The 17,669-nt window shown below is 60.5% G+C and carries 27 protein-coding genes; 16 read left to right on the plus strand and 11 right to left on the minus strand.

Annotated elements, in window-relative coordinates; all coding sequences use genetic code 11:
• Positions 1 to 96: 96 nt before the first annotated feature.
• Complete coding sequence (locus Q0974_RS00650; protein WP_299321412.1) at positions 97 to 702, plus strand: hypothetical protein; 606 nt, start codon at positions 97 to 99, stop codon at positions 700 to 702.
• 296 nt (positions 703 to 998) lie between these two features.
• Here Q0974_RS00650 and Q0974_RS00655 read toward each other — a convergent pair whose 3' ends face one another.
• The gene (locus Q0974_RS00655; protein ID WP_299321414.1) at positions 999 to 1,586 is read right to left on the minus strand and encodes a hypothetical protein; all 588 of its coding nucleotides are present in this window, start codon (positions 1,584 to 1,586) and stop codon (positions 999 to 1,001) included.
• Between Q0974_RS00655 and Q0974_RS00660 the strand changes: the two genes are divergently transcribed.
• Positions 1,585 to 1,707 carry a hypothetical protein gene (locus Q0974_RS00660; protein WP_299321416.1) on the plus strand — a complete coding sequence of 41 codons (123 nt, stop codon included), beginning with the start codon at positions 1,585 to 1,587 and terminating at the stop codon, positions 1,705 to 1,707. The genes Q0974_RS00655 and Q0974_RS00660 overlap by 2 nt on opposite strands.
• On the opposite strand, the gene Q0974_RS00665 is transcribed toward Q0974_RS00660, so the two are convergent.
• Positions 1,701 to 2,018: a hypothetical protein gene (locus Q0974_RS00665; RefSeq protein ID WP_299321417.1), complete on the minus strand. Its 318-nt coding sequence runs from the start codon at positions 2,016 to 2,018 to the stop codon at positions 1,701 to 1,703. The two genes, Q0974_RS00660 and Q0974_RS00665, sit on opposite strands and share 7 nt — an antisense overlap.
• A 56-nt stretch (positions 2,019 to 2,074) precedes the next feature.
• A complete protein-coding gene (locus tag Q0974_RS00670; protein WP_299321419.1) occupies positions 2,075 to 2,995 on the minus strand; it encodes an IS1595 family transposase in 921 nt (306 codons plus the stop codon).
• A gap of 490 nt (positions 2,996 to 3,485) precedes the next feature.
• On the opposite strand from Q0974_RS00670, the gene Q0974_RS00675 reads away from it, so the two are divergent.
• The 5 genes from Q0974_RS00675 to Q0974_RS00695 all read left to right on the plus strand — a co-directional run bounded on the left by Q0974_RS00675 (position 3,486) and on the right by Q0974_RS00695 (position 7,932).
• Positions 3,486 to 5,351 carry a ribonucleoside-diphosphate reductase subunit alpha gene (locus Q0974_RS00675; protein WP_299321513.1) on the plus strand — a complete coding sequence of 622 codons (1,866 nt, stop codon included), beginning with the start codon at positions 3,486 to 3,488 and terminating at the stop codon, positions 5,349 to 5,351.
• Positions 5,342 to 5,707, plus strand: a complete 366-nt coding sequence (locus Q0974_RS00680) for a hypothetical protein (protein ID WP_299321421.1) — start codon at positions 5,342 to 5,344, stop codon at positions 5,705 to 5,707. Before Q0974_RS00675 ends, Q0974_RS00680 begins: the two co-directional genes overlap by 10 nt.
• Complete coding sequence (locus tag Q0974_RS00685; protein WP_299321422.1) at positions 5,700 to 6,011, plus strand: hypothetical protein; 312 nt, start codon at positions 5,700 to 5,702, stop codon at positions 6,009 to 6,011. Before Q0974_RS00680 ends, Q0974_RS00685 begins: the two co-directional genes overlap by 8 nt.
• Before the next feature lie 88 nt (positions 6,012 to 6,099).
• Positions 6,100 to 7,149: a ribonucleotide-diphosphate reductase subunit beta gene (locus Q0974_RS00690; protein WP_299321424.1), complete on the plus strand. Its 1,050-nt coding sequence runs from the start codon at positions 6,100 to 6,102 to the stop codon at positions 7,147 to 7,149.
• 3 nt (positions 7,150 to 7,152) lie between these two features.
• Complete coding sequence (locus Q0974_RS00695; RefSeq protein WP_299321426.1) at positions 7,153 to 7,932, plus strand: hypothetical protein; 780 nt, start codon at positions 7,153 to 7,155, stop codon at positions 7,930 to 7,932.
• A gap of 261 nt (positions 7,933 to 8,193) precedes the next feature.
• Here the strand turns inward: Q0974_RS00695 and Q0974_RS00700 are convergent, their stop codons facing one another.
• Positions 8,194 to 8,679 (minus strand): hypothetical protein, encoded by a 486-nt coding sequence (locus Q0974_RS00700; RefSeq protein WP_299321427.1) that lies wholly within the window; start codon positions 8,677 to 8,679, stop codon positions 8,194 to 8,196.
• A gap of 196 nt (positions 8,680 to 8,875) precedes the next feature.
• Positions 8,876 to 9,055: an SEC-C metal-binding domain-containing protein gene (locus tag Q0974_RS00705; RefSeq protein ID WP_299321429.1), complete on the minus strand. Its 180-nt coding sequence runs from the start codon at positions 9,053 to 9,055 to the stop codon at positions 8,876 to 8,878.
• Between the two features lie 133 nt (positions 9,056 to 9,188).
• On the opposite strand from Q0974_RS00705, the gene Q0974_RS00710 reads away from it, so the two are divergent.
• A complete protein-coding gene (locus Q0974_RS00710; protein ID WP_299321431.1) occupies positions 9,189 to 9,536 on the plus strand; it encodes a hypothetical protein in 348 nt (115 codons plus the stop codon).
• Positions 9,537 to 9,929: 393 nt separating this feature from the next.
• Here the strand turns inward: Q0974_RS00710 and Q0974_RS00715 are convergent, their stop codons facing one another.
• From Q0974_RS00715 to Q0974_RS00720, 3 genes are all read right to left on the minus strand, one after another.
• On the minus strand, positions 9,930 to 10,475 hold the full coding sequence (locus Q0974_RS00715) for a hypothetical protein (protein WP_299321434.1): 546 nt from the start codon (positions 10,473 to 10,475) through the stop codon (positions 9,930 to 9,932).
• A gap of 34 nt (positions 10,476 to 10,509) precedes the next feature.
• Positions 10,510 to 10,758, minus strand: coding sequence for an SEC-C metal-binding domain-containing protein (locus Q0974_RS16260; protein WP_366943550.1), 249 nt, complete (start codon positions 10,756 to 10,758; stop codon positions 10,510 to 10,512).
• Positions 10,759 to 10,855: 97 nt separating this feature from the next.
• Positions 10,856 to 11,362 carry a thermonuclease family protein gene (locus Q0974_RS00720; protein WP_299321435.1) on the minus strand — a complete coding sequence of 169 codons (507 nt, stop codon included), beginning with the start codon at positions 11,360 to 11,362 and terminating at the stop codon, positions 10,856 to 10,858.
• 234 nt (positions 11,363 to 11,596) lie between these two features.
• Between Q0974_RS00720 and Q0974_RS00725 the strand changes: the two genes are divergently transcribed.
• The 3 genes from Q0974_RS00725 (at position 11,597) to Q0974_RS00735 (ending at position 12,998) form a co-directional block, all read left to right on the plus strand.
• Complete coding sequence (locus tag Q0974_RS00725; protein WP_299321437.1) at positions 11,597 to 11,935, plus strand: TraR/DksA C4-type zinc finger protein; 339 nt, start codon at positions 11,597 to 11,599, stop codon at positions 11,933 to 11,935.
• Between the two features lie 9 nt (positions 11,936 to 11,944).
• A complete protein-coding gene (locus Q0974_RS00730; RefSeq protein WP_299321439.1) occupies positions 11,945 to 12,496 on the plus strand; it encodes a hypothetical protein in 552 nt (183 codons plus the stop codon).
• A gap of 229 nt (positions 12,497 to 12,725) precedes the next feature.
• A complete protein-coding gene (locus Q0974_RS00735) occupies positions 12,726 to 12,998 on the plus strand; it encodes a YjhX family toxin (protein WP_299321441.1) in 273 nt (90 codons plus the stop codon).
• Between the two features lie 36 nt (positions 12,999 to 13,034).
• Here Q0974_RS00735 and Q0974_RS00740 read toward each other — a convergent pair whose 3' ends face one another.
• On the minus strand, positions 13,035 to 13,958 hold the full coding sequence (locus Q0974_RS00740; RefSeq protein ID WP_299321444.1) for a toll/interleukin-1 receptor domain-containing protein: 924 nt from the start codon (positions 13,956 to 13,958) through the stop codon (positions 13,035 to 13,037).
• A gap of 268 nt (positions 13,959 to 14,226) precedes the next feature.
• On the opposite strand from Q0974_RS00740, the gene Q0974_RS00745 reads away from it, so the two are divergent.
• The 4 genes from Q0974_RS00745 (at position 14,227) to Q0974_RS00760 (ending at position 16,281) form a co-directional block, all read left to right on the plus strand.
• Positions 14,227 to 14,559, plus strand: a complete 333-nt coding sequence (locus Q0974_RS00745) for a hypothetical protein (protein ID WP_299321445.1) — start codon at positions 14,227 to 14,229, stop codon at positions 14,557 to 14,559.
• A 182-nt stretch (positions 14,560 to 14,741) separates the two neighbouring features.
• Complete coding sequence (locus tag Q0974_RS00750; protein WP_299321448.1) at positions 14,742 to 15,290, plus strand: hypothetical protein; 549 nt, start codon at positions 14,742 to 14,744, stop codon at positions 15,288 to 15,290.
• Between the two features lie 140 nt (positions 15,291 to 15,430).
• Positions 15,431 to 15,775 (plus strand): glycine zipper 2TM domain-containing protein, encoded by a 345-nt coding sequence (locus Q0974_RS00755; protein ID WP_299321450.1) that lies wholly within the window; start codon positions 15,431 to 15,433, stop codon positions 15,773 to 15,775.
• A 68-nt stretch (positions 15,776 to 15,843) separates the two neighbouring features.
• Positions 15,844 to 16,281 carry a hypothetical protein gene (locus Q0974_RS00760; protein ID WP_299321453.1) on the plus strand — a complete coding sequence of 146 codons (438 nt, stop codon included), beginning with the start codon at positions 15,844 to 15,846 and terminating at the stop codon, positions 16,279 to 16,281.
• Here Q0974_RS00760 and Q0974_RS00765 read toward each other — a convergent pair.
• Positions 16,278 to 16,868, minus strand: coding sequence for a heme-binding protein (locus tag Q0974_RS00765; RefSeq protein ID WP_299321455.1), 591 nt, complete (start codon positions 16,866 to 16,868; stop codon positions 16,278 to 16,280). The two genes, Q0974_RS00760 and Q0974_RS00765, sit on opposite strands and share 4 nt — an antisense overlap.
• 103 nt (positions 16,869 to 16,971) lie before the next feature.
• Here Q0974_RS00765 and Q0974_RS00770 point away from each other — a divergent pair, with 103 nt between their 5' ends.
• Positions 16,972 to 17,409, plus strand: coding sequence for a DUF1330 domain-containing protein (locus Q0974_RS00770; RefSeq protein ID WP_299321457.1), 438 nt, complete (start codon positions 16,972 to 16,974; stop codon positions 17,407 to 17,409).
• A gap of 16 nt (positions 17,410 to 17,425) precedes the next feature.
• Here Q0974_RS00770 and Q0974_RS00775 read toward each other — a convergent pair whose 3' ends face one another.
• The gene (locus Q0974_RS00775) at positions 17,426 to 17,647 is read right to left on the minus strand and encodes a hypothetical protein (protein WP_299321459.1); all 222 of its coding nucleotides are present in this window, start codon (positions 17,645 to 17,647) and stop codon (positions 17,426 to 17,428) included.
• Positions 17,648 to 17,669: the final 22 nt, after the last annotated feature.

Genomic DNA, 17,669 nt, shown 5'->3' on the forward strand with positions numbered 1-17,669 from the left:
TCCCGGCGGTCCTTTTTGTCAAGTTTGTGCGGCTTGGGCGGAGTCTTTAGCATCTCCTATAGCGCCTTGCCCATTTTCTCTTGATCGGGATCAGTCATGGCTAAGAAACCCAAAGAAGATTGGTATTGGCCGCTTGGGGCACTAGGCTACGCGGAGGAAATCAGCGATTCCTTTCCTACCGAAACGGAGCTTATTGGCGTCATAACGATCCTCTGGAATCGGCATGAAATAGCGCTGCGCCGTATCTTCATCAGCCTGATGCGTACCAGATCGACGGCATATGCCGAAGCGATCTGGGAACGCCAGCCCACTCATCAAAGCCGTCGTGATCTGTTGAGCCTCGCACTAGGAACGGTCAAACTCACGAAGCGACAAAAAGCCATTTTGGAGTGGATTATCGACCGAACTAAAACCATGGCGGATCGCCGCAACGAACTCATTCACGCCGAATATGTAGTCCACGGCAGGACTGATGCGCTTCATGCCAAGGTGAAGCCGCCGCGATCAAACAAGCCGCCAAAACATCAGCGCGTCATGGAGAGCGATCTCAGGAAAGTCGCTAACGGCCTGTCGCATCTGGTAGCGGCAACGGAGGCCGCTGACATCGAGCTTATGTCTAGGAGGAAGCGCGCTCGCTTTGATGAGCTGGGGCAGCAACTAGATGAGCTTGCACAGTCTCGGAAAAATCAACGAACCGATTAGCCCCCCAGCCTCTCCGCCGAAAGCATCGTTTAAAACACGAACCCCCGCCTCAATCATCTCGGGCGTGATTTCAATATCCTGTGAGAGCTACGGATCGTCGCCTCCGACGGTGAGCACATTATCACGGAAAATTTGGCGATTATATACTTGACGTAGGAGGCTGTGATTCGTAGCGATCAGACCGACAGGCCGGTGCTTACTGATGCTGTGGTTTCTCTACGTCAGGCTGGGGAGTCCGACATAGTATCTGAAATTGCGGCTATGATTGAAGAATGGGATATGGAGCCGGGCGCTGGCTACGAGGAAATTGCCGAGCGTGTGGTTGAGAGGTGCGGAACATATCGCTCAGCCATCTGCCTTACGCCTCTGGACAGCTTGTCCACGTCTTTCACGCCCTGCTGAATCTCATCGTTTGAATATTCGCGGTTTTGCGGTGTCATCTTATTGCGCCGAATGTTTAGCCGTTGAGCGCTCCAAACGAGCTTGGATCGATCGCGCCGAACAAAAATGCCGTGAGCTAAGTCATGTCGGAACTCCGACAGTCTTTTGATTTCAAGGCGCAGCGAGCGGACGGTTTCTTTTTCGGCGTCAGAGAATCCGAAATCGTTTTCGACGCGGCGTTTGAGATAATTGAGTTTACGATTCAGGGCGCGAGGGTGTTCGCAATTTTCAGTGATGTGGGTTAACGCCATGTGCCAGTTGATGAATTCGTCAAGGTAGCGTTCCATTCCAGCCCAAAGGATCGTCATTAAGCCGACAAGCGCTAATGTGTTCTGCTCATATTGCCAACGATTGGCCCGCTCACGCAATTGCTCTGCGCGCTTAGCTACGGCCTTTCGATAGCGCAGCCGACGCTTTAGACTAAGGCGCTTGGAGATAGCCATGGCAGACCCTGATCAAGACAAGATGGATAAGGTGCTAGAGCGGATGCTGAAGACGCCGCCCAAGCCGCACAAGAAGAAAGGCGGTAACGGCGATGGGAAAGAGAAGCGACGGCCTCAATGAGGCTTGGAAACCGGAATCTCAATCTTGGGAGTATCTAGAACCACAAAACCGGTTGCTTCTTCGCTCGCGATTGTTCCGTCCAAAACGCCTCTGGGTATTGGCTGATTTACCAGATAGTCAGAGCCGTGCTGTTCGGGATCAAGCTCCTCATATTGAAGTCCGGTCATCCGAATTAGCCGGACTGGCCGTTTCACTGGCCTGGTTTTGTGTCCGAGCCAGCCTGTCACAATCCAGAGCGCGCCTTCATGCTCTATTACTGACAGGCCTGAAATCATGCTCGTTTCGGTCATCACGTTGACGAATTTTGACATTCTAGCCTCCCCTGTTGTGGTTCTTGCGCCAGCGAATGAACCGGCGAACGTGCTGACTAAGCGAGCGCGGCTTTGTCAGTCCGCCGATAGGTCAGACGCTTGCCACGGATGCCAGCAAGTACGCGGTCGGTGCGCTCGCCATCATTGACGCCCAGCGCTTCGCGATTGGAATAGCGAAAGTCGAACTCGGCAAGGTAGCGGTGCAGATGGGCCTTGTCGCAATGCTGGTAGATGCCCTTCATGCCGCGTTTGAAGATCGAGAAATAGCCTTCGATGGTGTTGGTGTGGACGATGCCGCGCCCATACTCGCCCTTGGAGTGATTGACGCTTTCGTGATTGGCGTACTGGAAACCGATGGCCTGATAGTGACTGGCTTCGTCGGTCATCAACTTGGCCTCGCGAGAGACGTTCTCGAACACGATAGGGGCAATATCGGGAGCCTTGAGGCTATCGACTACCATGGACTTTGAACGGCCTGTGTCGCGATCCACGAGGGACAGAACCTTCATCTTGTGGAAGTACCCGGATTTCGTCTTTTTGCCCGGCTCTTTGCCGATAAAGGTTTCGTCGGCTTCAACGGCACCACCGCCCGATCCCATGGGGGTTGTGTTGGTATCGCGCATGGCTTCGCGAATGCGATGGCACATGAACCACGCGGTTTTGTAGGTAACGCCCAACATACGTTCGATTTGCTTGGCGCTCATGCCTTTCTTGCTGGACGAAAGCAGATAGGTGGCAAGCAGCCATTTGTTCAAAGGCACCTTGGAGCGCTCGAACACAGTACCGACCGTGACGGTGAAATTCTTGGTGCAGGTGTTGCACTGGATCAGGCCGGGGCGATGCGACTTGCCCTTGAGGCGCGTGACGTTTTTTGTCTCGCCACAGTGAGGGCAGACAGGACCGTGGGGCCAGTTGATGGCCTCTAAATGCTCGCGTGCCTTTTCGGCATCTTTGAAGATTGGATTATCGAGTTTCACTGCCTGTCTCCCTGTGTGTGAACACACTAGGGAATCAGGGCTACTACGTCAAGTATATAATCGTCGAAAATTTTTGCGTTCCCGATCCGTTCCCTTGCATTTCCGCAAGGCCAGTTTCTTCCACGCGTCGCTGCACCTGCACATAGTTACGCCGGCGACGAAGCGAATCGTATATGCGACGAAACGAGTCACGCTTTTGTCGCAAACCCCCTTGTCTGGGACTCATGGTTAATACACTATGGATAGTGGTTCGGCCGGGGGGTCACGCTATAGCTAGTGGTCTAATCGCGCTAAGCGATAGTGGAAAACTCGCCCTTCCGAACAGGGTTATGTGGATATCGGGGACAAGATCGAATCTGTTCCCGCAAGGCCACAAAAGGGGTGTAGGAAGGTAATTTCCGACTCGAACGAAGTAGGAACATCCCTATATGGGGATGATGGATAAAGGGGTATTAGGCTGATGGATCTGGCGAATAACGGCGAAGTATCGATGGACGATGTTGTCGACACGAGCGAATCGGACAAGGAGGAGCTTTCGAGCAAGGCGATCAAGCCGCAGCTCCATCCGATCGAAAAAGACGAATCCCGCGATGCCCTGCTGACCGAATTCGGCAAGGAGACGCTGAAGGATCGCTACCTGCTGCCCGATGAGAGCTATCAGGATCTCTTCGTGCGCGTTGCATCGGCCTATGCCGACGATGCCGAGCATGCGCAGCGGCTCTATGATTATATCTCGCAGCTCTGGTTCATGCCGGCGACGCCTGTCCTTTCCAACGGCGGCACGGGCCGGGGCCTGCCCATCTCCTGCTATCTCAACAGCGTCGACGACAGCCTCAACGGCATCGTCAACACCTGGAACGAGAATGTCTGGCTCGCCAGCCGCGGCGGCGGCATCGGCACCTATTGGGGGAGCGTGCGCGGGATCGGCGAGCCGGTCGGCCTGAATGGCAAGACCAGCGGCATCATCCCCTTCGTCCGCGTGATGGACAGCCTCACGCTGGCGATCAGCCAGGGCTCGCTGCGGCGCGGGTCGGCGGCCTGCTATCTCGATATCTCGCATCCCGAGATCGAGGAGTTTCTCGAAATCCGCAAACCGTCGGGCGATTTCAACCGCAAGGCGCTGAACCTGCATCATGGCGTGCTCGTCACCGACGAGTTCATGGAAGCCGTGCGCGACGGGGCCGAGTTCGATCTCAAATCGCCCAAGGATGGCAGCGTCCGCGCGACCGTCGATGCGCGCAGTCTTTTCCAGAAGCTGGTCGAGACGCGGCTCGCGACAGGCGAGCCCTATATCGTCTTCAACGACACCGTGAACCGCATGATGCCCAAGCATCAGCGCGATGTGGGCTTGAAGGTTTCGACGTCCAATCTCTGCTCCGAAATTACGCTGCCGACCGGCATCGACCAGCATGGTAACGACCGCACGGCCGTCTGCTGCCTCTCCTCGCTCAATCTTGAGCGCTGGGACGAGTGGAGCGAAGACCCGATGTTCATCGAGGATGTCATGCGCTTCCTCGACAATGTGCTGCAGGACTATATCGACCGCGCGCCGGACGAGATGGCGCGCGCCAAATATTCCGCCGAGCAAGAGCGCTCGGTGGGCCTTGGCGTCATGGGTTTCCACAGCTTCCTGCAGGAACGCGGCCTCGGCTTCGAAAGCGCGCTGGCGAAAAGCTGGAACCTCAAAATCTTCAAACATATCCAGACCAAGGCGTCCGAAGCCTCGATGATGCTGGCGAACGAGCGCGGCCCCTGCCCCGATGCGGCGGATCAGGGCGTGATGGAGCGCTTTTCCTGCAAGATGGCGATCGCGCCGACCGCGTCGATCAGCATCATCTGCGGCGGCACCAGCGCCTGCATCGAGCCGATCCCGGCCAATATCTACACGCACAAGACGCTGTCCGGCAGCTTCATCGTGAAGAATAAGTATCTGGAGAAGCTGCTGCAGGAAAAATCGAAGGACAGCGCCAATGTCTGGAATTCGATCCTCGAAAAAGGCGGCAGCGTCCAGCATCTCGATTTCCTCAGCGCGGAGGAAAAGGAAAGCTTCAAGACCAGCTTCGAGATCGACCAGCGCTGGCTGCTCGAACTTGCCGCGGACCGCGCGCCCTATGTCGATCAGGCGCAGAGCCTCAACCTGTTCATCCCGGCCGATGTCGAGAAATGGGACCTCTTGATGCTCCACTTCCGCGCCTGGGAGCTCGGCATCAAGTCGCTCTATTATCTGCGCAGCAAGTCCGTGCAGCGCGCAGGCTTTGCCGGCGGCGTGGAAGCCGACAATACGCTCGACCCCAAACAGGTCGAACTCGCGACCGGCGAGAGCACCGATTATGACGAGTGTCTGGCGTGTCAGTAGCTCGTCTTCCCATCTCCGATGAGGTCCGCTGGCTCGATACTTGGGGCATTCCTTGTACGCGACATGATCATGGGGGACTCAATGTGCGCGTCGCCATGACATTGGCTTATGCTGTAGGTGCAGCTGTTGATGAGGCTTTCTTAGAGCATTTGGTCGAACTGCACGACCATAAAGGCCGTCTGGAAGTGCGTTGGAAATCGGAAGCCGCTTTGAACACATATAAGGGCCTTTTGAATCATGCTTGGGCTTCCACAACCAGCGAGCACGAAATCTCGCATTACGTGATAGGTGAGGATGAGGCAGAGATATACAATTCTCACCGGCCGGATCGCATATTCAGTATTCTAAATGGCTAAGGTGGCGCGCCTTGATTCCCGCCTTCTCGCCACCCTCGGCGTCGCCCTGCTGCTCACCGCCTGCGCGGCGCAGCAATCGGGCGGGGCGGTGGCGGAGACGGCGCCGGGCTTCTGGCTCGGCGTGTGGCACGGCTTTATCTTCCCGGTCGCCTGGATCGTCTCGCTGTTCGTCGACACGGTCGCGATCTACGCGGTGCCGAACAACGGCGGCTGGTACGATTTCGGCTATTTCGTCGGCATCGTGTTCCTCGGCGTCGGCGCGCGGAGTAGCAAGAAAGTCGTCGTGTACAGGAACCGGCGATGAACACCGGCTGGCCCGCCTTCCGCATCATTTCGGTCGATTTTATCGACCCGATCACCATATAGTTTTTTAGCTCAGGAGAGTAATCCAAATGTCCCTTCTCGAAGCCCGCAAGACCTACAAGCCCTTCGAATATCCCTGGGCCTATGATTTCTGGAAGCGCCAGCAGCAGATCCACTGGATGCCGGAAGAAGTGCCGCTGGGCGAGGACTGCCGGGACTGGGCGCAGAAGCTCACCGATCATGAGCGCGCGCTGCTCACGCAGATCTTCCGCTTCTTCACCCAGGCCGATGTCGAGGTGCAGGATTGCTATCACGACAAATATGGCCGCGTGTTCAAGCCGACCGAAGTGAAGATGATGCTGACCGCCTTCTCCAACATGGAGACGGTCCATATCGCCGCCTACTCCCACCTGCTCGATACGATCGGCATGCCGGAGAGCGAGTACAGCATGTTCCTCGAATATGAGGAGATGAAGGCGAAGCATGATTATCTCAACGAATTCGGCGTCGATAGCGACGAGGATATCGCCAAGACGCTCGCCATGTTCGGCGGCTTCACCGAGGGGCTCCAACTCTTCGCCTCCTTCGCCATGCTGATGAATTTTCCGAGATTCAACAAGATGAAGGGCATGGGGCAGATTGTGAGCTGGTCGGTGCGCGACGAGAGTCTGCACTGCGAAGGCATCATCAAGATGTTCCACACCTTTTGCGAGGAGCGGGACTGCCTGACCAAGCAGGTCAAGGAAGATATCATCGATTGCTGCCAGAAGACGGTGCGGCTCGAAGACGCGTTTATCGATCTGGCATTTTCGGAAGGCGCGGTGCCCGGCATGACGGCCAAGGAGATCAAACGCTATATCCGCTACATCGCGGACTGGCGCCTCGGCCAGCTCGGCCTCCCCGCCGTCTATATGATCGACGACCACCCGCTGCCCTGGCTCGCGCCTCTGCTGAATGGCGTCGAGCACGCGAACTTCTTCGAAACGCGTGCCACTGAGTATTCGAAGGGCGCGACCAGAGGCGACTGGAACCAGGTCTGGAACAGCTTCGACGAGCGCAAAAAAGGCAAGGCCAACGACGACGAGGGCGAAGAGGAAGGCGAAGACATGTTCGGCGAGAAGAGCGTCGCGGCGGAGTAGGGGATGCCGAGCGAAAAGGTAATTCGCATACATCTGCTGTGGGCGATTGCCGTATTGATAATGGTGATGAGCGCAATCTTGTGGCGCTTGCCAGATGGCGATTCCCTTGCTCGATTTATTGCTTTTGCAGCGTCAATTGCATCACTGATTCTTGCCGTTGTTGCGATATTTTATTCGATGATTTCCAATAATCAACTAACTTCAAATCTTCAGGGCATTGAGGGAGCTAGTGCATCACTAGAAGATTCATCTGAAGCAATCCAAATAACATCTGAAAACTTGTTGAAAAGAATTGAGGATTTATTTGAAGAAGTTGTTACAATTCATCCTGGAATTGAGGGAATTCGCGAGACTCTCGAAAGCAACCTAAAAAGTCTTATGGACAACGATGAATCTAAGTTCGCGGACAATCAAGATTACGGTGAAAACTTTCTGTCGAATAACACAACAACCGGCATGAATATGTCTGTATACTTGGTTGCTATGAGCGCCAAACATCAAAAGCGTATTGTTTTTGACGATTTAGATGTTCCGGACCCGTTGCGACAATACGCCTACGCTGCAATATCTGCTCTAGCCGCGATAACTTATCGCGGACTCATTTTGAGAATGGATCGTAATGGATTTGAGGTCGTTGAACGTGGTGACCTCAATCCAGAAAAGATCATAGCACGCGCCGAAGAGAGAGAAAGTAAAACCTGGATCAAAGTGAGAAAGGGTGTCAGCGCATATCTCCATGTCGCAGACAGTGCAGACGAGGATTCGGCTGAAAGCTCGGAATAAGGGATTGTAGTCACAGTGCACAAAACTCTTTCCGAATTCCTCCGCCTTCCCATCGTTCCGGACCCATCTCTATCTGCCCGCTGCACCCACATTGCCTATCCTCCCGCCTATGTCTGACAGCACACCCCAAACGCACATCCTGGAACGGCGTCGCCATTGCGCCGGGGCGGGTGGTCGAGTTGGCGCGGGAGGCGGGGGCGCATGGGCGCTCGGTCGGGCTGACGCGGAACGCTAGCGCCACCCGAGATGCGGTGGACGTTTTCACGCCCACCGCACCGGTGTGGCGGCCTCCGGCTTGGCGACAATCTGCCAGTCGTCGCGATAGAGGATCTGGCCGGGCTGCTCGGTGTGCAACCGGCCGATCGGAATGCCGAGATCGTCGAGCAGCGCCTTCAGGATAAAGGCGTGCCGAACCATGTCCCGTGCATCGTCGCGGAACCAGCAAATGCCGTCGTCATAATAGCGCCCGCGCGATTTCACACTGAACGAGCGCCATGAGGGGATGGGCAGGTTCGCATTGAACCAGTCCAGCTCCTCCCGGATCGCCAGCCTGTGCGCCTTGGGCGTCCGGGAATCGTACGAAAGGGACACCGCCGGCGCAAAGAGGCCATAATGCCCGCGCCGCCGATTGGCGGGCTCGGGCGTGACAAATCGTATATACATAAAGCCCTCGACGACGCGCGCAGCGGCGCGGACACGCCAGCGGCGCGCGCTTTCATGGTCGAAATGGAAAGGCCGGGCGCGCATACGCGCCGGCCGGCTCAGGAGCCTGTCGCCCCGATCAGTTCCAGGGCGAAGGCGTCGTCATCCAATATATCAACATGGGACACCTCATTCATCTATTGGGCCGGCAGGCACATGCGCCCGCCAGCACTGTTGGAAAACCCGAAAAGTCTCTAGCGCCAATAGTCGTTGCGCCGAGCACCATCGAAACCGGCCCGATTTAAGGCAGCATTTCTTGAAATCTCTTCCCCGATCCGCAGGGGCACAGATCATTGCGGCCGAGTTTCTCGAGCAGCTCTTTCTCGCCGCGCACCGTCCGTAGTCCGCGCTTCACCCGCGTTTCGGACGGATAGCCCTTACGCCGCTTGGCGATGACCTCGAAAGGACGGCAGATCGTCATGCTTATCGAATTTGGACATTTTCGCCTCCTATCGCTGTGCTCATGTGTTGGGGAGCGCCGGATAGCGTGTCCGCGCTGATCCGTAAAGCGGCACCCATTCCCTTCCGGCCTTACCCATCCTATCCTCCCGCCCATGTCCGACAGCATGCCCCCCAAACGCACGTCCTGGAACGGCGTCGCGATTGCGCCGGGGCGGATGGTCGAGCTGGCGCGGGAGGCGGGGAAGCATGGGCGCTCGGTCGGGCTGACGCTGCACAAGAACGGCAATCTCGCGATCGATAGCTATGATACTGGACCGGTCGTCGAAGCGGTGCATGGCGATGGCGATTATGAGCGCTTCTGCACGATTGCCGCCGAAGACGTCCCCCGCCTCGCCGCCGCCCTGCTCCACGCCGAATTCGAAGGCGACCTCAAAGCCGTCGACCGCCTCAAGGCGTTCTGCGACGCCTATGGCATCAAGGCGCGGATTACGAGCTGGTAGGTTTTCCTCATCCGTCATTCCAGCGAAAGCTGGAATCTCTGGCGGCTAGCGATCCGCCCAACGGCCTGAGATCCCAGCCTCCGCTGGGATGACGATGTCTTGTCCGTGGATGTCCATTTGCCCTGAGTTGACTCCACGCGCGAAGGCTTGTGTCGAAAAGCTGTCCTACAGTGTGCCAAATCGGTTATGATGAGCGCATATGTTGAACCAACCGATTTTCGCCGTCCGGTCTCGCGCATGCGGTACCCCATTCGGAAGGTCACACGGGTCGCGCGCATCCGTGCGCAAAGCTTCGCGCGATAATCCTGGATTTCCGCCAATGCGCGCCCGTCCAACACAGCGTGACGATGGCTCTGGCCTACCCCCGCCCTGTGTCAACCAGTGTCAACCGGATCAAAGCCGCAACTGATGCGCGAGCCGCGCGACATAGGCTTCCGCCTCCGCCGCTGGCAGTTTCAGCGCGCCGCGGACATGGCGGATGGCGCGGTCGTAGCGGTTTTGCAGGAGCAGCGCCTTTACCTCGCGCTCGGCATATTGATCGGCCGTGTAGCAGGCCTCGCTGAGCCGCGCCGTGCCCGCCGGCCCCTCGCGCCGCCAGACGGCCGTCGGGTCCGCCTCCGGCAGAGCGTCGGGCACGATCATGGGCGCCGGCGCGCTGACCGCCGCGACGAGTTCGGCCGGGCTTTGCGCGGGCTCGGGCTCGGGCAGCGGATCGGGCGCGGCAGGCGGTTTTGGCGCTACTGCCTTTGGTTCGGGACGCGGTGCGGGCCGCACGGGCGGCCTTTTGCCATATTCGCGCCGTCCGAAATGCCTCTGGCCGAATTCGGGCGGCGAAATCAGGTCGCGCCGGCTGCTGCGATGGCCGAGATAGAGGAACAGGCCAAGACAGCCCGCCAGCGCGCCGAGCCCGATCAGAGGATAGATGAGCGAAAACTCCACGCGCCGCGCATAGCGCGATGCGGTCAAGATCGGGTTAAGCCGGCCTACCGCCAGTAATCGTGCCGTTCCGAACCATCGAAAGCGGCCGGACTTGAGGCAGCATTTCTTGAAATCTTCTCCCCGACCCGCACGGGCACAGATCGTTGCGGCCGAGCTTTTCGAGAAGCTCCTTCTCGCCGCCGCGTACGGCGCGAAGCCCGCGCTTGACCTGCGTTTCGGACGGGAAGCCCTTACGGCGTTTGGCGATGACCTCGAAAGGACGGGAGGTCGTTATAGTCGCGATGGTTCGTCATCTTCGCCTCCTATATTGTGTGGAACGGTCGCGCTCGATAGCGCCGCGCCGCGCAAAAAGCAAAACCGGCGCGAAACCGCATACCCGCTCACCCGCACCAGCTGCGCCGCCCGCCGCCATAGGGCCGGGCGAGGCCCTCGGCGATCAGCATGTCGCCGACGGGTTGCCCGTCCACATGCACGCGGCGCAGGAGGCGGTCGTAGCGGTCCCGGTCGCGGCCGGCGCGTTCGAGCGTCACAGCGCCGCTGTTGAGCAGCGCGTGCAGCCGCGCCTTCGCCGCTTCGCCGAGCCGCTCCTCCTCCGCGCAGCGTGGCGGCGAGAGTTCAGGCGTGTCGATATCGAGGATGCGGATTTTCTCGCCGCGCATCCAGAATGTATCGCCATCGACCACGCAGTTCACGCGCGGCCCCGATCCGCAAATGGCGAAGCTTGGGCTCGCGGACGGCGCGGTGGTGAAAGGCTGGGCGGCGGTGTCGGCGGGCGCCACGCGCCGCTCTGCAAATTCCAGCGCCCACTTGCCGACAATCGCGACGATCAGCGCGATCATCAGCAGATAGGGCAGGGTGATATCGTTGCGCGGCCGCGGGCGTGCCATCCGCCGGCGACTCGCGCGGCTGTAGACCGCCGCTTCGCGATGGGCTCCGTGCCAGGACCGGCGATAGGGTCTTTTCGGACGCGCCATGCGAACCATCATGCCCGCGCGGGCGCAAAGATCGCGTTAAACCTGCTCCGCTTTCGCGCCGTTCCGGAGCCATTTGAGCCAGATCAAAGCCGTCTGTCCGCCCTGCCCCTAGAATCGCTGCAAACAATCAGCAGGAGGATATGTCCGATGACCGAAGCCACGCTCGATATCGATGCCGCTCAAACCCGACTCGATGCGCAGCTCGCCGAGCTGACCGCGCGCATGGCGCATCTCGAACGCGATCTCGACGAGCCGCTCAATGCGGATTCGTCCGAACAGGCGGTCGAGATGGAGGATGATCAATCGCTTGAGGCGCAGGCGCTGCTCGTGACCCGCGAGATCGCCTCGGTGAAGCGTGCGCTTGCGCGGATCGGGGATGGCGAATATGGGATTTGCGTGCGCTGCGGCAGCGCGATCAATCCCAAGCGGCTTGCGGTGCGGCCTGAGGCCGCGCTGTGCATTCACTGCGCGTCGAAGGAGGGCTAGACTGCGCCCATGATTCGCATTCCCCTGGCCCTCGCCCCGCTTGCCGTGCTGCCTTTGGCCGCGGCCTGTGGCGCGCCGGACGTCGCCGGGGAAGCGGACGCCAGCGTGGAAGACGCTGGCGAGACGGTCGCGCTGCCCGATGCCGGCATCGCACCTGAGGAGGCCGCCGCGCTCGAAGCCCAGGTTGCCGCGCTCTATGACGATCCTTTCGCTGTCGATACGCTAAACCCGCCGCTGCCGATGACCGAGGAGCTTGCCGCGCTGTTCGCCGCCGAGCGTGCCGCGGCCGAGGCGAATGAGGGGCTGGCGCCCAATCTCGATTTCGCCTGGCATGTCGATGGGCAGGATGCCGAGATCACCGAACTCGCGATCACCCATGAACAGATCGCGCCGGGGCTGGTCGCGGTGATCGCGCGGTTCGAGAATTTCGGCGAGCCGCGCACCGTCCGCTATGTCTGGGCGCAGCAGGGGGCTGACTGGCGGCTTGCCGATATCGTGATCGGCGAGGCGGAAGACGCGATGACGGTTACGCTATCGGAAAGCCTGAGCGTGGAGCGATAGCGGCGCGCGCTGGATAATGTCCTGTGAGGCTGCTATCGCCGCCGCCGCAACCTTTGCAGAGTGTTTATGAAAGAGATTGTAATCCGCTGAGTGACGGCCTGGGGCAGATACCCCCGGTGATCCGTCGGTTCGCAGCAGCCCGTCGCGTGCAGTAAGGCGCGGCGCGGATCGGCTGCGCCTGTCCACCTCAGCAAGGGGCCGGCGATACGGCCCCGGGGTTACGATTCCGATGAATATTTCGAAATATGAGCAGCGCACGCTGCACGTGCTCGCCCAGGGCGGGCATATCGCGCATGACCATGCGCCGACCATGGATGGCTCGCGCGGGCGGATCGTCAAGATCACCTGCTTCACGCGGGAGGGCCATGCGCTTTCCGATTGCACCATGGCCGTGTTCAAGAAGCTGAAGAAGCGCCGACTGATCATCAGCCGGGGCGGCGGGCCGTATCGTATCAGCCGCAAGGGGCTCGATGCGGTGCGGCCGCAGTGCGATAATCGCTGAGGCCCGATAACCGGCGGGGCACCGCCCTGCCGGTTATCATAGGCACATCACATCGAGCGCCTGGATGAAATGCAGCACATTATCGCTGCGCACATCCATCAGATAATAGCCGTCATCGGCCTCATAGCTGCCGGGCACGTCGAGCATCGTCAGCACCACATGGTCTTCGGGCGCCAGCGGGGCGAGAGTCTCGCGGCCAGAGCTGTTCTTGAAGGCGATGGCGAGGAGCAGCGTCTCGCTCGACCCGTTATAGACGTTGAAATTGCGACCCGGGCAGATCGCATGTTCATCGGGCCGTTCGCGCACCGTCTGGAAATTGGCGCGCCGGGCGATGTCGCGACCCGTGAGCACGATGACGGGCAGGCTCTGGTCCATCGGATTGGGTGCGGCCTCGGGCGGCGGTTCGGCCGGCGCTGCGGTGGTTTCACTATCGGCCGCGCCGGATTCGACCGGACTGCCTTCCTCTCCACCGAGCTGGTTCACGACGAGCAGGATCGCCGCGATCACGAGCGCCGCCGCGCCCAACGCCATGCCGATCGACAGCCGTCGCTTGCGCCTGCGAACGAATACCATCTCTTCCGCAAGATGCGTGACCTCGGAGACTGGATCGCCCTTGTAGCGATAGGCGGAAAGGCCTTTGATATAGCTTGGCAGGTCATCGAAGGTGACGTCCTCGATAAGCACGGGCAGCACCCGGCCTTCGGGGTTTGGCCATTGGCGCTGCGCCATTTCGAGTTCGGTCAGCGTGTAGCGGCCCTCGGTAAGGGATGCGCGCGAACAGAGAAACACCATGACATCGCTTTTCGCGATCCGGTTCCGGATCATCCGGTCATAGCCGTCGGAAGGCTTCAACGCGTCCTCGTCGAAGAACACGTCATGGCCGTGCTGGCGCAACCGCGCCTGAATATCCCGGGCCAGTTTCCGGTCGTCGCTTGCATAGGACAGAAAGATCTTGCCCATTACGTGCCTCCCCCCTGATCGCTTCGCCTAGCACGAAGGTGCGATGACGCGCTACAATGCGGATCGGATACAACGCAGATCTGGCCGCGCCCTCGGAGCGCGCGACGACCTTTATGAAAGCGATGAAGCGCGGGAACGGCTGAGCCAAGCATCACGCCGCTCGTCTTACGCATCGCTCCGCTGGCCGCGCGGCGGGAACCGGTTGGGGCGGCATGCGCGTTACGCTCCTGACCGGGTTCTATTGTCCGGTCTCCAGAGGAGATTTGTTATGCGTATCCCGTCGCTTGCCTTTGCGTCTGCCATTCTGATCGCCGCGCCCGCCGCCGCGCATGATCGCGGCTACCCGTCCGATGAAGAACCGCTGCGCGCGCCGATCGCCGGCGTCGAGAATGATTACTGGTTCGATTATCTCTCCGACGTCTTCGAGGCCGAACAGGAACTGCAGAGCGATCTCGCGCGCGCCACGGACCCTGAGGACCGCAACGACGCCTGGGCCGAATATCGAAACGAGCTTGCCGATGCGCGCAGCGACTATGCCGGCGAAATGGCCGAGCGCGGCTATCGCGAAGGGCTCGTGACTTTGGGCGAAGGCGACCGCTAGGCGCCTCTCGTCCGGTGCCGGGGCGGACGAACGCCGTTCGCCCCCCTCCCGCGATCCCGAACGGTCCCGCCCCGGCATTTCCCCTCCCGCCGCTATCCAATCCGGACAGCCCTTCATCGAAAAGCGCTGGGCATGGCCGCGCATCTTGCGCAATAAGGCGTCGCGTCTGAGGGAGATGAACGATGCGCCTGCTATTCCGGACCGCCGCCGCGCTCGCCATGGCCACGGCATCGCTGCCGCTGGCCGCGCAAAGCGCCGCGCCGCCGCCCGAGCCCGCCGAACAGGCGGTCGAACAGCTGCGCCATGTGGTCGGGCTATGGAATGTCGAGACCGACTTCATTGGCCCCGACGGCGCGGTGCAGCGCACCTTTGCCGGCCAGTACCGGTTCGGCTGGGTGGTGCGGGATCGCGTCGTTTCCGGCATGAGCACGATCCCCGAGCTCAACCAGTCGGCCGCGATCCTGTTCTTCGTGCGGCCGAACCGCAGCGAGATCGAGATGGCCTCGGTCGCGGCCGACGGGCATTTGTGGCGGATGATCGGCCCCGATACGAGCGAGACGCGGACGACGCCGAACACGCCGATGGCCGATGGCACGACGATGATGCTGCGTTTCACCCGCTATGCCGTCGAGCCGGACCGTTTCCAGTCGCGCATGGAAATATCGCGGGACGGCGGCACGACCTGGGAGCTCGGCAACGAGCAGCGCTTCGTGCGCGTCGATGAGGGTTGACCGTAACGCGCGGTGTTCGTCGCACGCGCCGCACGGCTCATCCAGCACGCGCAAGCCGTTGCCGCCGGTTCATCTCGCAATCGCTAATCATTGCTCGCGCGGGGTCGAATTGTCATAGGTTTCTTCGAAAGGAGTCTTCGATGCGTACCGAAATATTGGCTTCCGCCGCCCTTGCTGCCGCTGCCATTGCCACGCCGGCCGTCGCCGCGGATGGTTGGGCCGCGCCGCAACAGGGCCTGACCCAGATCGCCTATTATGATGACGACGATTATTATCGCGGCCGCGTCTGGCGCGATCGGGACGGCCGCTATCGCTGCCGCCGCGACGACGGAACGGTCGGCCTTCTGGTCGGCGGGGCCGCCGGCGCGTTGATCGGCCGCGAAATCGATGGCGGGCGCAACCGGGCCGCCGGCACGATCATCGGCGGTGTCGCCGGCGCGCTGATCGGCCGCGAAATCGACCGGAGCGACGCGCGCTGCGAATAGCCGCTTTCACGCTGCCCACTCTTTCCCTGCCGCGCGCGCCAGCCTAGACTGGCCGGCGGAGGGACGGAGTGGACGCACCGCCAACGCAATACAAGGTTATCGAGCGCGGCCGTAAGCTGATCGTGCTCGACACCGCGACCAATCTGCCGCCCAAACAGGCCTGCGACATGAACCCCAGCGCGGACATCGCGACGCGCGACGCCGTGCGGGAAGTCGAACAGCGGATGGCTGAGCCGGACACGGATATCACGCAAGCGGATCCGGGCGAGAATGAAGGGTCGTCCGGAATCGCGACACCCGACAATTTCGAAACGCGGATGGACGACCTGTTGCGCAGCGCGAGCGGCAAGGAGGGCCTCAATCCCGCCTCGATCGGTCTGGGCGCGTTCGGCTTCGCCATGATCCTTGCGGTCATGATCGGCGGCGTAACCGGTTTTCTGATGGCGGCCGCGGCGATCATCATCGCGGGCAACATCGCATTGAAGCGGTACGGCAAAAGCCGTTAGGCGACCGGGATCAGCACCTCGTTGCGGCGCAGCGGTCCGGGGATGAAGGGCGAATTGTAAAAGGCATATTCGGCGTCGCCGGCAGGCTCCAGGCTGTTCGCCGCCATCCATTCGCGCAGCGCCGCTTCATTTTCCGCGAGCATCGCATCGTCGGCGCTCCCGGAAAAGCGGATCGCGGCGATCTTGCGCGCGGGCTGCTCTTCGAGCGTCACGCCGGGCGCGGGGTCTGGCAGTTCGGTTTTGCGCAGCTTGCGCGGCATGACGAACCGGGTGCGCCAACCCTCGCCGTCGCGGGCGCGGTCGGACAGGACCGGAGAGGTCATGGCGATCTTCGGCCCCGGACGCGAGCGGGCGAAGATATAGTCGGCGAGTAGACGGAATCCGTTGCCGAGCGCGGTTTCGCGCTGGCCATCCTGTATCGTTTCGGCGACCATCATCGCCGGATAAGCGCGCAGCGCGAAACGGCCCTCCTCGACGAGCAGGTCATATTCGGGCTTCTCGCTATTGCGCTCGTTCAGATAATAGGCGGCGGCGGCGACCGCAGCAGTCCCGGCCGCCGCAGCGGCGATCCATCGTGCTTTTCCCATGGCCTTGGCTTGTGCCGCGAATTGCGGCGCGACGCAAGCAGACGGGGCGGCTCCTCACCGCTTTCGGCTTGACGCTGAGCGGGCATCGGGCGACGATTGGCGCATGACCGATGAAAGCTATGTCGACCCAAGCCGGACCAATTTCGAAGCCTTCAAGGCGCTCGACCGCGATCAGCCCGTGGCGATGCTGAACCTTGTCCGGTTTCGCGAAAAAGCCACCTATCCCGAAGATCATCCGCTGGCCGGAGCGGCGCTGAGCGGGGCCGAGGCCTATGCCAATTACGGGCGCGACAGCGGGCCGATCTTCGAGCGGGTCGGCGGCACCGTGCTGTGGTCGGGCGAGCCGCAATCGATCGTGATCGGTCCGGAAGATGAGCGTTGGGATACCGCCTTCGTCGCCCTCTATCCGAACGCCGGCGCGTTCCTCGAAATGGTGACCGATCCCGATTACCGGGTCGCAGTTGTCCACCGTCAGGCGGCGGTCGCAACGTCGCGCCTGATCCGCCACAAGCCGCGCGATGCCGGCAGCGGCTTCGCCTGATCGACAATTTCAGCCTTTAGATAATCCCGCCGCCGAGCATCAGGCGCAGTCCGCCGACGATGAGGATTATGATGTTGAGATTGCGGCCGAAATTGCTGTCGGACAGAAAGCCGAGGATCAGACCGACAAAGGCGATCGGCAGCATGAACCAATTGACCCATCCCAGGAGCGGGATCAGGCCGACAAAGGCGAGCACGGCCGCCACAAGTCCGGCCAGGATCGAGAGGATATTGAGCATCTGCGAGCACCTTCGGTTAGAT

Origin of the sequence: Parasphingopyxis sp. (assembly GCF_028279465.1) — a bacterium.
Lineage (GTDB): Bacteria > Pseudomonadota > Alphaproteobacteria > Sphingomonadales > Sphingomonadaceae > Parasphingopyxis.

What these genes read in the sequence shown, in the direction of transcription:
- Q0974_RS00725 (WP_299321437.1), top strand. Translation starts at nt 11,597, where the DNA reads ATGACCGAAGCCACGCTCGATATCGATGCCGCTCAAACCCGACTCGAT.
- Q0974_RS00740 (WP_299321444.1), bottom strand. Translation starts at nt 13,958, where the DNA reads ATGGGCAAGATCTTTCTGTCCTATGCAAGCGACGACCGGAAACTGGCC.
- Q0974_RS00745 (WP_299321445.1), top strand. Translation starts at nt 14,227, where the DNA reads ATGCGTATCCCGTCGCTTGCCTTTGCGTCTGCCATTCTGATCGCCGCG.
- Q0974_RS00660 (WP_299321416.1), top strand. Translation starts at nt 1,585, where the DNA reads ATGGCAGACCCTGATCAAGACAAGATGGATAAGGTGCTAGAGCGGATG.
- Q0974_RS00770 (WP_299321457.1), top strand. Translation starts at nt 16,972, where the DNA reads ATGACCGATGAAAGCTATGTCGACCCAAGCCGGACCAATTTCGAAGCC.
- Q0974_RS00675 (WP_299321513.1), top strand. Translation starts at nt 3,486, where the DNA reads ATGGACGATGTTGTCGACACGAGCGAATCGGACAAGGAGGAGCTTTCG.
- Q0974_RS00665 (WP_299321417.1), bottom strand. Translation starts at nt 2,018, where the DNA reads ATGTCAAAATTCGTCAACGTGATGACCGAAACGAGCATGATTTCAGGC.
- Q0974_RS00720 (WP_299321435.1), bottom strand. Translation starts at nt 11,362, where the DNA reads ATGGCACGCCCGCGGCCGCGCAACGATATCACCCTGCCCTATCTGCTG.
- Q0974_RS00700 (WP_299321427.1), bottom strand. Translation starts at nt 8,679, where the DNA reads ATGCGCGCCCGGCCTTTCCATTTCGACCATGAAAGCGCGCGCCGCTGG.
- Q0974_RS00685 (WP_299321422.1), top strand. Translation starts at nt 5,700, where the DNA reads ATGGCTAAGGTGGCGCGCCTTGATTCCCGCCTTCTCGCCACCCTCGGC.
- Q0974_RS00750 (WP_299321448.1), top strand. Translation starts at nt 14,742, where the DNA reads ATGCGCCTGCTATTCCGGACCGCCGCCGCGCTCGCCATGGCCACGGCA.
- Q0974_RS00755 (WP_299321450.1), top strand. Translation starts at nt 15,431, where the DNA reads ATGCGTACCGAAATATTGGCTTCCGCCGCCCTTGCTGCCGCTGCCATT.
- Q0974_RS00775 (WP_299321459.1), bottom strand. Translation starts at nt 17,647, where the DNA reads ATGCTCAATATCCTCTCGATCCTGGCCGGACTTGTGGCGGCCGTGCTC.
- Q0974_RS00695 (WP_299321426.1), top strand. Translation starts at nt 7,153, where the DNA reads ATGCCGAGCGAAAAGGTAATTCGCATACATCTGCTGTGGGCGATTGCC.
- Q0974_RS00650 (WP_299321412.1), top strand. Translation starts at nt 97, where the DNA reads ATGGCTAAGAAACCCAAAGAAGATTGGTATTGGCCGCTTGGGGCACTA.
- Q0974_RS00655 (WP_299321414.1), bottom strand. Translation starts at nt 1,586, where the DNA reads ATGGCTATCTCCAAGCGCCTTAGTCTAAAGCGTCGGCTGCGCTATCGA.
- Q0974_RS00735 (WP_299321441.1), top strand. Translation starts at nt 12,726, where the DNA reads ATGAATATTTCGAAATATGAGCAGCGCACGCTGCACGTGCTCGCCCAG.
- Q0974_RS00690 (WP_299321424.1), top strand. Translation starts at nt 6,100, where the DNA reads ATGTCCCTTCTCGAAGCCCGCAAGACCTACAAGCCCTTCGAATATCCC.
- Q0974_RS00710 (WP_299321431.1), top strand. Translation starts at nt 9,189, where the DNA reads ATGTCCGACAGCATGCCCCCCAAACGCACGTCCTGGAACGGCGTCGCG.
- Q0974_RS00730 (WP_299321439.1), top strand. Translation starts at nt 11,945, where the DNA reads ATGATTCGCATTCCCCTGGCCCTCGCCCCGCTTGCCGTGCTGCCTTTG.
- Q0974_RS00705 (WP_299321429.1), bottom strand. Translation starts at nt 9,055, where the DNA reads ATGACGATCTGCCGTCCTTTCGAGGTCATCGCCAAGCGGCGTAAGGGC.
- Q0974_RS00765 (WP_299321455.1), bottom strand. Translation starts at nt 16,868, where the DNA reads ATGGGAAAAGCACGATGGATCGCCGCTGCGGCGGCCGGGACTGCTGCG.